Annotated in this window: 11 protein-coding genes and 1 pseudogene; 11 read left to right on the forward strand and 1 reads right to left on the reverse strand. The window is 57.7% G+C overall.

The window, feature by feature from the left end; all coding sequences use genetic code 11:
- Positions 1-244: pseudogene (locus tag KUC_RS20030) on the forward strand (dihydroxy-acid dehydratase domain-containing protein); the annotation flags it as partial.
- 20 nt (positions 245-264) lie between these two features.
- Positions 265-1,041, forward strand: coding sequence for an SDR family oxidoreductase (locus KUC_RS08820; protein WP_040480008.1), 777 nt, complete (start codon positions 265-267; stop codon positions 1,039-1,041).
- A 61-nt stretch (positions 1,042-1,102) separates the two neighbouring features.
- Here KUC_RS08820 and KUC_RS08825 read toward each other — a convergent pair whose 3' ends face one another.
- Positions 1,103-2,329: an ROK family protein gene (locus tag KUC_RS08825; protein WP_007112830.1), complete on the reverse strand. Its 1,227-nt coding sequence runs from the start codon at positions 2,327-2,329 to the stop codon at positions 1,103-1,105.
- 213 nt (positions 2,330-2,542) lie between these two features.
- Here KUC_RS08825 and KUC_RS08830 point away from each other — a divergent pair, with 213 nt between their 5' ends.
- The 9 genes from KUC_RS08830 to KUC_RS08870 all read left to right on the forward strand — a co-directional run bounded on the left by KUC_RS08830 (position 2,543) and on the right by KUC_RS08870 (position 12,031).
- Positions 2,543-4,054, forward strand: coding sequence for a sugar ABC transporter ATP-binding protein (locus KUC_RS08830; protein WP_040480011.1), 1,512 nt, complete (start codon positions 2,543-2,545; stop codon positions 4,052-4,054).
- Positions 4,047-5,072: an ABC transporter permease gene (locus KUC_RS08835; RefSeq protein WP_007112833.1), complete on the forward strand. Its 1,026-nt coding sequence runs from the start codon at positions 4,047-4,049 to the stop codon at positions 5,070-5,072. Before KUC_RS08830 ends, KUC_RS08835 begins: the two co-directional genes overlap by 8 nt.
- 105 nt (positions 5,073-5,177) lie before the next feature.
- On the forward strand, positions 5,178-6,143 hold the full coding sequence (locus tag KUC_RS08840) for an ABC transporter substrate-binding protein (protein ID WP_007112834.1): 966 nt from the start codon (positions 5,178-5,180) through the stop codon (positions 6,141-6,143).
- Between the two features lie 114 nt (positions 6,144-6,257).
- On the forward strand, positions 6,258-7,310 hold the full coding sequence (locus KUC_RS08845; protein ID WP_007112835.1) for a sugar phosphate isomerase/epimerase family protein: 1,053 nt from the start codon (positions 6,258-6,260) through the stop codon (positions 7,308-7,310).
- 35 nt (positions 7,311-7,345) lie between these two features.
- Positions 7,346-8,509 (forward strand): Gfo/Idh/MocA family protein, encoded by a 1,164-nt coding sequence (locus tag KUC_RS08850; protein WP_040480014.1) that lies wholly within the window; start codon positions 7,346-7,348, stop codon positions 8,507-8,509.
- Positions 8,510-8,560: 51 nt separating this feature from the next.
- Positions 8,561-9,331 (forward strand): SDR family NAD(P)-dependent oxidoreductase, encoded by a 771-nt coding sequence (locus KUC_RS08855; protein ID WP_007112837.1) that lies wholly within the window; start codon positions 8,561-8,563, stop codon positions 9,329-9,331.
- Positions 9,332-9,418: 87 nt separating this feature from the next.
- The gene (locus tag KUC_RS08860) at positions 9,419-10,543 is read left to right on the forward strand and encodes an acyltransferase family protein (RefSeq protein WP_040480448.1); all 1,125 of its coding nucleotides are present in this window, start codon (positions 9,419-9,421) and stop codon (positions 10,541-10,543) included.
- 29 nt (positions 10,544-10,572) lie between these two features.
- Positions 10,573-11,703, forward strand: coding sequence for a serine hydrolase (locus tag KUC_RS08865; RefSeq protein WP_141243482.1), 1,131 nt, complete (start codon positions 10,573-10,575; stop codon positions 11,701-11,703).
- Between the two features lie 49 nt (positions 11,704-11,752).
- Positions 11,753-12,031: a peptidylprolyl isomerase gene (locus KUC_RS08870; RefSeq protein WP_007112840.1), complete on the forward strand. Its 279-nt coding sequence runs from the start codon at positions 11,753-11,755 to the stop codon at positions 12,029-12,031.
- Positions 12,032-12,061: the final 30 nt, after the last annotated feature.

The raw sequence follows: 12,061 nt of genomic DNA on the forward strand, positions 1-12,061 counted from the left end.
CGTTCGCAACGGTGACTGGATCGAACTCGACTGCGAAAGTGGTCGACTGCATCTGGAGATCAGCGACGAAGAGCTGGCCTCGCGGCTAGCCGAAAGCGACCCCACCGCAGCCTCGACGCTGATCGCCAGCCAGGGCGGCTACCGCCAGCTCTACATTGACCGGGTGCTCCAGGCGGACGAAGGCTGCGACTTCGACTTCCTGGTCGGTTGTCGGGGCGCTGACGTGCCGCGACACTCGCACTGATTAGCTAAAAAGGAGGCGTGATGACCGCCCGATTGGTCGACAAGCATATTCTGGTGACAGGGGCAGCCACCGGTATTGGCCGTGCCATTGCTGAGGCCTGCGTCCGTGAGGGTGCCAAGGTTGCCTTGCTGGATAGAGACGGCGATAGCGTTGAACGGCTGGCGGCACAGCTACGTGGCGAGGGTCATCAGGCGCAAGCAGTAGTGGCTGACATTGCTGACCGATATGCGGTGGAAGCCGCCGTAGCAAGGGCTCGTAAGCTCTCCGGGCCCTTGACTACACTGATCAATAACGCAGGGATGAATGTTTTCCATGAGCCACTTGCCATGCCGGACGAGGCTTGGCAGCGCTGCTTATCGGTGGATTTGGAAGGCGCCTGGTACTGCAGCCGGGCGGTATTGCCTGATTTTCTGGAGCAGGGCGGTGGTGCCATTGTTAACATTGCCTCCACCCACAGCTTCTCAATTATTCCCGGCTGTTTTCCCTACCCGGTCGCTAAGCACGGCTTGATCGGTTTGACCCGGGCACTCGGTATCGAATATGCCTCCCGTGGCGTGCGGGTTAATGCCATCGCGCCAGGCTATATCGCCACCCCGGCGGTAGAGGCGCATTGGCAGACCTTTGATGACCCCGCAACGGCAAAGGCCCGCATCGAAGCACTGCTGCCGCCTGGTCGGTTAGGCAAACCCGAGGAAGTGGCCATGACAGCCGTCTTTCTTGCTTCAGATGAGGCGCCCTTTATCAACGCAAGCTGCTTAACGATTGATGGAGGGCGCAGCGTGGTTTATCACGATTGACGATGCGATGCTTAACTGCTTGAACACCCTGCCAGGCCTCCGCTGCTATTAATCGGTTGGCCTAGGCTTCTCGGACGGTTTGGCTATCTAACAGCGTCTCGCCATCGGTAGCATTCAACGTCATGGCGATCCCGCCCATGCAGGTCATATCGCGATCCCAGGCACAGCTTTCGATGCGGGTAGTGCCCTTCAGTTCAGCCACCAGAGCTTCATCAAGGGTGCTATACATGGCGGCCTGCAGGGCGTCAAAGCCGCGCACGCCGGAACCGGTAATCAGCACCAGGTCGGGGTTGAACAGCGCCAGCACATTGGCGATACCGACGCCCAAGGCGCGACCCGCCTCGGCGTAGATTTCCTGAGCCACTGGGTCGCCTTGTAACGCCAGCTGGGTTAGCGCCTGCATCTGCTTCTCGGAAGGGTGCGCGCTGTCGCCGGAGGGGAGTTCTAGATGATTGGCGGCGGCGCGATAGAGCGCGTAGTCGCTGGCGTAGGCTTCGATACAGCCGCGCCGCCCGCAGGCGCACAGGGCGCCGTCGGGCTGATATTTGCTATGCCCAAACTCGGCCGCGGAGCCATTGGCGCCCAGATAAGGCACGCCGTTAATCAACACCGACATGCCGATGCCGTAGCCCAACATAATGACCACCAGGTTGGGGCAGTCAGCGTAGGCGGGCTGTGCTGCCAGCACGCTGGCGATACAGTTGGCATCGTTCTCCAGTAATACGCTGCAGTGAAAACGCTCCGCTAATCGCGCCGATATCGGTGCGTTACGAAAGCTTAACGCGGGCGACCAGATAATCGTGCCGCTTTGCGACGACACCACCCCCTGCACCGCCAAACAGATCCCCGCCAGGCGTTGAAATCCCGTCAACTGTTGAGTGCAAATAGCGCTGATCTTTTCTTCCAGCAGTACTTCCAGGTCGTTGGCACTCAATGCCAAGGTGGGCACCGCATGGTGCTCGCTATGGCGTACTTGGCCTGAAAAATCGCCCACTACCAGTTGGATCTCATTGATCGACAGCTTGATACACACCACACAGGCGGCATTCGGGTTGAGTTCGATCAAGGTTTTTGGTCGACCTCGGCCGTTGGGCCGAGGTGTTTCCGGTGGGCATTCACGGATCAACCCTTGCTGGAGGAACTCGGCGCTGATCGAGGTCACGGTGGCAGAGCTGATGCCGTTTAGTGCTCCTAGGTCGATGCGTGCTACTGACCCTTTCTCGCGCAGGGTATGAATCACTGCCAGGGTATTTTCGTGGCGGCTGGAGTCGCCGAACGGAAGGGCCATAGAGTCGCCATTAGCAATGAATTAGAAAGCGGTTGTTAACGATTGTTCGTCGAGCGCACTTATCGTGGGGCGTTTACGCGACGAGAAAAATGCGACCTAAGTTGCATATGCAAATATTTATTTTAGTACCTAAAGTAAATAAAACAGCACGCTACAAAAAATTCAATATTGGCAAGACCTGCACATATAACAACAGCAATAAACAGGTGGCTCATGCTCTTATCAGCGCGGCAAATCTGCCGCTCTTTCGGCGAAAACCAGGTGTTATTCGACGTTGATCTCGACCTGCAGGCGGGGGAAGTACACGCTCTGCTGGGTGAGAACGGCGCCGGTAAATCGACCCTGGTTAAAATCCTTGCTGGTTATCTTCGTCCTACCTCGGGCGAAGTGTTGCTCAACGGCAAGCAGCAGCATTACCGTTCAAGCGGCGAGGCAGAGGCCGACGGTGTGGTCATGATTCACCAGGAACTGGCGTTGGCAGAACAACTGAGTGCGGAAGAGAACATTTTCTTGGGCCGCGAACTGCGCCGTGGGCCGTTTTTGGATCGGTGTGCCATGCGGGAGCAAAGCCGGGCGGCGCTGGCGGAGCTTGAAACCCACGTTGACCCACGCGCCCGAGTAAAAGACTTAAGCACCTCTGATCAGCAAATGGTGGAAATTGCCAAGGCAATCACCCGCGATGTACGCGTGCTGATTATGGATGAGCCCACTGCCACGCTTACCGAAAACGAAGTCAAGGTACTGTTCGAACTGATCGCTCGCCTGCGTCAGCGGGGCGTGGCGATTCTGTATATCTCCCACAAGCTGCGTGAAATTGAGCAGATTGCCGACCGCGTGACGGTACTACGCGACGGCCACTTGGTTGACAGCGGCCCAATGGCCGGGCGCAGCAAAGAGGAGCTGGCACGGCTGATGGTGGGCCGGGAAATTGACGAGATGTATCCGCCGCGTACGCATTTGGCGGCTGATGCGCCGGTAGTGCTGGAAGCGCGGGACATGGTGGTGCCTGGCGCGGTCAAGCAGGCCAGCTTTACCCTGCGCCGGGGCGAAGTATTGGGGTTTGGCGGCATCGTTGGCGCCGGTCGCACCGCGCTGATCGAAGCAGTGCTGGGCTTGCGCGGTAAAAGTGCTGGCCAAGTGCTACGCAACGGCCAGCCGGTGCTGTTGAAAAATTTGCGCGATGCGGTGCACCAGCGGATTGCCTACCTAACGGAAGACCGTAAAGGCAAAGGTCTGGTGCTCAATATGGATCTGCGCTCCAACGTTACCCTGCTCAATTTACGCGCTCACTGTCACCCGCTGATTGACCGCCGCCGCGAAGAGCAAGCCTACCAGCAGGCCATTCAGCGTTTTGATATCCGCCTGCGTACGGCGGCACGCACTGCCGCGGAGCTTTCCGGCGGCAACCAGCAGAAGCTGCTGCTCGCCAAGGTAATGTCCATCGACCCCGAAGTCGTGATTATCAACGAGCCGACTCGCGGTATTGATGTAGGCACCAAGCACCAGATCTATCACTTTATCCATGAGCTTACCGAAGCGGGTTGCTCGGTGATATTGATCTCATCAGAAATGGGCGAGCTGATCGGCCTTTCTCACCGGGTAGCGGTCATGTGCGCAGGCGTACTCACTGGGGTGCTTGAAGGAGAGCAGATTAATGAGCACGAAATTATGCAGTACGCATCCGGCATTAAGGGAGTAGGGGTCGATGAGCAGCGTTATGGCTAATAACAAAACGACTAACAAAGCAGCTAACACAACCACCCGGCCAAAGGGCTTCTCTATAGACCTCAAAACCTGGGGGCCTTTCATCGCTCTGCTGGTGCTGGCACTACTGGGGGTGCTGATCAATCCGGCCTTTTTGGGGCTGGATAACCTCTCGAATATGCTCACCCGCAGCGCCTTTATCGGCATTATCGCCATCGGCGCTACCTTTGTGATTACCGCCGGTGGGTTGGATCTTTCGGTCGGGGCAATGGCGGCCTTTATTGCCGGGGTGATGATCATTCTGATGAATAGCCTTGTCGAGCAATTTGGCGCGGGGCTAACCACCGTGCTGCTCGGCGTGGGCGCCTCACTGCTGCTCGGGCTGTGCGCTGGCTTTATTAACGGCATGGTCACCACCAAAGGTAAAATCGAAGCCTTTATCGTCACCCTCGGCACCATGGGGATTTACCGCTCTCTGGTCACTTATCTGGCCGATGGCGGCACCCTGACCCTGGATTGGGCGGTGCGCGATATCTATCGCCCGGTCTATTACGGCAGCTTTCTGGGCATCACCATTCCGGTCTGGGTGTTTCTGGCGGTCGCCGTTATTGGCTACATCCTGCTTAACTACACCCGCTTCGGACGTTACTGCTTTGCCATCGGCTCCAATGAAAAAGTCGCCGAATACAGCGCCATTCACGTGGATCGTATCAAGACCATGACCTACATGCTGCAAGGCGTGTGTGTGGCCTTGGCGACGATTATTTATGTGCCGAGACTGGGCTCTGCCTCGGGGGCTACCGGGGTGCTCTGGGAGTTGGAGGCGATTGCCGCGGTGATCATCGGTGGCACCATGCTCAAGGGCGGCCATGGGCGCATCTGGGGCACGGTGGTGGGCGCCATCATGCTCACTATGATCGGCAATATTCTCAATTTGACCGACGCCATCTCTAATTATCTCAACGGAACGGTGCAGGGGATCATCATCATTGTGGCGGTCTACCTACAGCGTGCCTCATGGAGGAAAACAGCGCCATAGGGTCAAAGGAGGCCAGAACGGAAGACAAGAATGGAAGAAAGGGTAGTCATCAACCCATACAAGCGACGGCAACATAACAAATACAAACACGAAAGGAGCATTAACATGCCAACCATCAAAACAGCAGTGGCGACTTTTGCCGCCACGGCAGCACTCACGACAGCAGTAGGGTTTTCAAGCGCCGCTGTTGCCCAGGAGTACACCATTGGTGTATCCATTCCCGCCGCCACCCATGGCTGGACAGGCGGGGTTAACTACCACGCCGAAGAGGCCAAAAAACGCCTCGAAGCGCTCTATCCCGATATTGAAATCACCATCTCCACCGCGGGTACAGCCGGTGAGCAGGCCAATGACCTGGAAGACCTGGTATCGCTGCGCAATATCGATGCGCTGGTGGTGCTGCCGTTTGAGTCTGGCCCACTGACGGATCCTGTGCGCCGTGTGAAAGACTCGGGTGTATTTGTCACCGTGGTGGATCGTGGTCTTAATCAAGAAGGCATCGAGGATCTCTACGTAGCAGGTAACAACCACGAATTAGGTCGCGTATCTGGCGAGTACATCCGTGAGCGCCTGGATGGTGAAGGCGACATTGTGGTGCTGCGCGGCATACCCACCGTGATTGACGACGAGCGGGTGCAAGGTTTCCAGGAAGCCATCGAAGGCTCCGACGTCAATATCCTCGATATGCAGCACGCCAACTGGAATCGCGACGATGGCTTTGAAGTGATGCAGGACTACCTGGCGCGCTTCGACAAAATCGACGCCGTATGGGCCCAGGATGACGACATCGCCCTCGGCGTCATCGAAGCGGTGCGTCAGGCCGATCGTGAAGACGAGCTGTTTATCGTCGGCGGCGCAGGCATGAAGGACATCATCAAGCGAGTAATGGACGGCGACGAGCTGGTGCCGGTAGACGTGTTATATCCGCCCGCCATGATCGCCACCGCTATGGATCTGACCGTGCAGCACTTTGTCTCCAACGGCCCGGTGCTGGGCGAGTACATTCTGGGCTCGCCGCTGATCACCCAAGAGAACGCCGAGCAGTACTACTTCCCCGACTCGCCGTTCTAAACACGGTCTGATCGCGTACTGATAACAAGTACTAATAAATAGACGCGGGTAAAAAGGAATCCTCCCACCCGCGCCTATCTACGCAATTAATCAATGCTTTAGTGAGAGAGTCCTATGAACACAATCAAAGGGCCAGCGCTCTTTCTCGCCCAATTCGCCGGTGACGAAGCCCCGTTTAATAGCCTCGACAGCATTGCTGCCTGGGCAGCGGGGCTTGGCTATCAGGGCGTGCAGATCCCCAGTTGGGATGCGCGCATGATCGATTTAAAACGTGCCGCCGAGAGCGCCACGTATTGCGATGAGATTAAGGGCACCCTGGCCGAACACGGCTTGGCGCTTACCGAACTCTCCACCCACCTGCAGGGCCAGTTAGTCGCGGTGCATCCGGTTTACGACGAGATGTTCGATGGCTTCGCGGTTCCTGAGGTTCGCGGTAACCCCAAGGCGCGCCAGGAGTGGGCGGTGGATCAGCTTAAGCTGGCCGCCAAGGCGTCGCAAAACCTGGGCCTTACCGATCATGGTACTTTTTCCGGGTCGCTGGCGTGGCCATTTATCTACCCCTGGCCCCAGCGCCCGACGGGCTTGATCGACACCGCCTTTGACGAACTGGCCAAACGCTGGCGGCCGATTTTGGACGCCTTTGACGAAGCGGGGGTGAACCTCTGCTACGAGATTCATCCCGGCGAAGACCTCCACGACGGCATCACCTTCGAGATGTTCCTGGAGCGGGTTGGCCACCATCCGCGCTGCCACATCCTCTACGACCCCAGCCACCTGATTCTGCAGCAGCTCGACTACCGCGGCTTTCTGGACGTCTATCGCGACCACATTCAAATGTTCCACGTTAAGGACGCGGAGTTTAATCCCAGCCCCAAGCAGGGCGTTTACTCGGGCTATCAGTCATGGACGGAGCGCGCGGGACGCTTCCGCTCCCTGGGCGATGGCCAGATCGACTTCAAGTCGATTTTCTCCTGGATGGCGGCCAACGACTACCACGGTTGGGCGGTGCTGGAGTGGGAGTGCTGCTTAAAGCACCCGGAAGTCGGTGCCCGTGAAGGCGCAACTTTTATTCGCGACCACATTATTGAGGTGACCGAGCGGGCATTTGACGACTTTGCCGACGGTGGCTCTGACGAGGCCGCCAACCGCCGCATTCTGGGTCTTTAAGAACGGACCTCCATTAGACGACAGGACAACGCGACATGAACACTCAACACGACACCCCGCGTCGGCTCCGCCTGGGCATGGTGGGCGGCGGCCAGGGCGCGTTTATTGGCGGGGTGCACCGCATCGCCGCCCGGTTGGATGACCACTACGAGCTGGTGGCCGGGGCCTTTGCTTCAGACCCTGAGCGCAGCCGGGCCGCCGCGGCGGAACTACACGTGGCTGCCGATCGCGCCTACCCCGACTACCAAACCATGGCTGAGGCGGAGCGCAAGCGGTCAGATGCCATTGATGTGGTCGCTATTGTCACTCCCAATCATGTGCATTTCGATGCGGCGCGCACCTTTCTTGAAGCGGGCTTTCACGTGATCTGTGATAAGCCGATGACGATCACCCTGGAAGAGGCGCAAACCCTTGCCGAGCTGGTGGAACGCACGGGGCTGTTCTTCGGTTTAACCCATAACTACTCCGGCTACTCTCTGGTTCGCCAGGCGCGAGAAATGGTGGCCAATGGCGAGCTTGGCGAGCTGCGTGTGGTGCAGGTGGAGTACCCGCAGGACTGGCTCTCCACCCGGCTGGAAGAGAGCGGTGTGAAGCAGGCCGAGTGGCGCACTGACCCCAAACGCAGCGGCCCGGCGGGCTGTTTGGGAGATATTGGCACCCACGCCTATCATCTGGCGCGCTATGTGACCGGATTGGAGCTTGAGTCGCTCGCCGCCGATATGCACACCTTTGTGGACGGCCGAGCGCTGGATGACAACGTGCATATGCTGCTGCGCTTCAAAGGCGGTGCACGGGGCATGCTGTGGTCGAGCCAGGTGGCGCCGGGTAACGAAAACGGCCTGCAGCTACGTGTTTACGGTAGCCAGGGTGGTCTCTCTTGGCGCCAGGAGTCCCCCAACCAATTGGTGCATTCACCGCTGGGCGAGCCGTCGCGGATTTTAACCCGCAATGGCCCGGGTATAGGTGAAGCTGCGATGGCAGCAGCGCGCATTCCCGCGGGGCATCCAGAAGGCTATCTCGAAGCCTTTGCCCAGCTCTACCGCGATTTCGCGGTGCAGATCCGCGCCCATCAAAACGCTGGAAACGTAGATGCGCTCGCTGTGCCAACGCCGGGGGTGGCCGACGGCGTTGACGGCCTGAGGTTTATCACCCGCGCGCTGGCTTCGTCCGCTGCCGGTGGGCAGTGGGTGGACGTTTAGCCGAGGCAGATGGGGTTCTTGAATAACAATAAAGCGGCGTAGGAATCGAATATGAATCAACAATTAGCGCGATACGCGAGCCTAGAGCAGCGAGTGGTCTTTATTACCGGCGGCGGCAGCGGCATTGGGGCTTCGCTGACTCGCGCGTTTCATTATCAGGACGCTCGGGTGGTGTTCGTCGATATTAATGACACCGCCAGCGAAGCATTGGTCGATGAACTCCGCGCCGATACCGGCGTGGCACCGCGTTACCACCACTGCGACATCCGCGACGTGGCCAGCCTGCAGAAGGTTATCGCCGATACCGGCCAAAACGTCGGGCCTATTCACACCCTGGTCAACAATGCCGCCAGCGACGACCGACACGACTGGCGGGAGGTGGATGTGGCCTATTGGGACGAACGTATGTCGCTCAACCTGCGGCCGATGTTCTTTGCCGCCCAGGCGGCGGCTGAACAGATGATCGAGGCAGGCGGGGGATCGATTATCAATTTTGGCTCGGTCAGCGTGCAGATGGCGCTGGGTGGGTTACCCGCTTATGTCACCGCCAAAGCGGCGGCCCACGGCCTGACCCGCAGCCTGGCCCGGGAGCTGGGTGAGTACAACATCCGCGTAAATACCCTGGTACCCGGTTCGGTGATGACCGAGCGCCAGCTCGAAAAATGGATTAGTCCCGAGGACGAAGTCGCCATTCAACAACGCCAGTGCCTAAAAATGCGCTTGGAAGCCCAGCATATTGCCCCCGCCGTGCTGTTCTTAGCCAGTTCTGAAAGCCAAGCGATCACCGGGCAGGCGTTAGCGGTGGATGGGGGATGGGCTTAGGGGACGGCCGCTATGGCGTAACCCATCGATTTGCGTGATGATTTGATCCTTGCCCCCAACAAGGATTTTTCGATGCTCCTGAATTGGATGCCCTTGAAATGGATGCCCTTGAAATGGACAGACAAGCCCCATCTGCCCAAGGCCGAAGGCCGCATAGAGGCGATTGATTTAGCTCGTGGCCTAGCCATTGGTTTGATGATCATAAGCCATGCGGTCAGTGGATTGGTGGGTATTCGCAACGTCCCTGATTGGGGCATGGTGCCGATCCATTTTCTGACCAAATTCTCCTCTTCGCTGTTTATTCTGGTGTTTGGCATCGCGCTAGCTGTGGCGTTTCTCTCCCATACCCAAAGCGATGATTGGCCTAAACGCCGGTTAAAGCTGTGGCTGCGCGCCGTAGAAGTGTGGTTCTGGTACAAAGCCCTGTTGATCATCGAGATGCTACCGTTCAACACGCCAAGCGAGATCGTCGATGCGCTTCTCTATGGCCGTTTTGCGATTTGGGTCGAAATCTTAGGCTTCTACGCCATCGCGCTGTTATGGGTGCCGCTGATTCTGCCGCTATGGGCGCGGGCGCCGCTGTGGAGCCGACTAGCCTCGATTGGCGTGTTAACCGCGCTGACTGTTTGGCTGCAAAGCCTTACCTTTGGCGGCAACGATATTCTGAAGGCACTGCTGGTAGACCATGAAAACCACTACACCTGGGGGCAGATAAGCCGCGCACCCATGATTCTAGTGGGCCTTTTGATCGGCGAAGCCTTGCTACGCTGCTACTTTGAGCCTGCTGCACGACGGCGGCTGGTGTTGACCCTACTAGGGCTGGGTGCACTAATGATCGCCGGATTTTATGGCTTGGCAGTTGCCAGTGGCGATGTGCATGCGGCGATGCTGGCGGTGGCGAAAAATGTTGGCAAACATCCGCCAGGGCTTGAGTTTATGCTGTTTAGTCTGGGCGGCGCGCTGGTGCTATTAGCCGCCGCGCTTGCTGGCGGCACCAAAGCGGCAAAGGCTTTAATGCCGCTGACGATTGTTGGCTCTAACGCCCTTATGGCGTTTATTTTCCATATTGTGATGATCTTCTTAGTGCTGCGCTTTCTATGGGAAGGCCAGGGAATGTACAGCTATCCACAGGCACTTGGCGTGGGTGGGTTGTTGATACTTGGCGCCGCGGGGTGGATTTGGTTGACTCGTTGGATGGCTAAATACCGTTAAAAGCGATTAATAACTGCTGGAGTTACGATTTGCGACACTGGATACAATGTGGATTGGTTGCAGTAGCGCTGCTTGTCGCGCTCCCTGCTAATGCCAACGGGTACGATACAAATTGGTACTATGAGGTAGATAAGAAGAGCGTCTGGCAGGGCGATTTAACCGCCCGCTTAAAGGCCATTGAAGGTGTTTTTGAGGGTCAGTTGGGCGTTTATGTACAAAACCTCGTCAGTGGTGAAGCCTACTCCTGGCGTGCCGACGACCCTTGGTACTTAGCCTCGCTGATTAAAATACCGGTGGCGGCACAGGTGCTCGCCGAGCGTCAGGCAGGCAGGCTCTCTCTGGATGAGCGGTTAACGCTTACGCGGAGTGACTTTGTCGATGGCGCAGGGCCCACCAACTGGCACGACCCCGGTACGCCTATCTCGATCCGCTACTTAATGGAGCAGATGATTACCGTCAGCGACAACACCGCTACCGATATGCTGATTGATCGCGTGGGGCTTGAGGCGGTAAACCAACGCGCTCATGTGATGATTGCGGCAAGCGGCGGTAATCCTGGCGAGATTGGCCCTATCTCTAAACTGGTCGGTGTACGCCAAGGGGTTTACGGCGAGCTGCACCCCGATGCGCGTGAGCTTGGTGGAATGGATTTTATCGCCCTGCGTCAGCACCCGGTTAGCCAGCGAGGACAGGCATTAGCCCGCACGCTAGGCGTTAGCATGGAATCCTTCACCCAGCCTGATTACGACCATGCGTTTGATGCTTACGAAGCCACAGGCGAAAACGTGGGCACCCTAAGCGCCTTTGGCGACCTGCTCGCCAGTCTGCACCCTGTTCAACAAAGAGGTGCCATGGGCGATTTAGATGACGAGCAGCGGCAAACGCTGTTAGCGGTTATGCAGCGAACCAGTTCCGGCAAGCGTCGCCTTAAAGCGGGCCTGGGAAGCGGCATAAGCTTCGCCCATAAAACCGGTACTCAGCAGCGGCGCAGTTGCGATGCTGGTATAGCAGAGCGTGCCAACGCGGAGACTGCAACACAAGGGCCGTGGGTCATCGTTACCTGTACTCGCGGGCCAGAGGCGGTAAGCGCTCACGAACGCGCCTTGGCCAGTGTGGGTGAGGCATTGCGCTATAGCGGCGCCCTGGGTAAGCCGTGGTAAACTACTGCCCCGAATGACCCCTCAGAACATAATTAGTTAGGAGTAATCTATGACACGCGCCAGCGCCCGCCACATTTTGGTCAGCAGTGAAGAGCAGTGCCTAGCACTGAAAGAAGAGATCCAAAACGGCCGTGACTTTGCCGAAGTCGCTAAAGAGCACTCCAGCTGCCCCTCCAGCCGTCAAGGCGGCGACCTTGGCAGCTTTGGCCCCGGTCAAATGGTGCCCGAGTTCGATAAAGTCGTCTTTAACGACGAAGTAGGCCAAGTACACGGCCCGGTGAAAACTCAGTTTGGCTACCACCTGTTGGAAATTACCGAACGCACTTAACGTTACCACCAACCGTGTCCTAACCAACCG

It is taken from the genome of Vreelandella boliviensis LC1 (genome assembly GCF_000236035.1).
In the GTDB taxonomy this organism is placed as follows: Bacteria; Pseudomonadota; Gammaproteobacteria; order Pseudomonadales; family Halomonadaceae; genus Vreelandella; species Vreelandella boliviensis.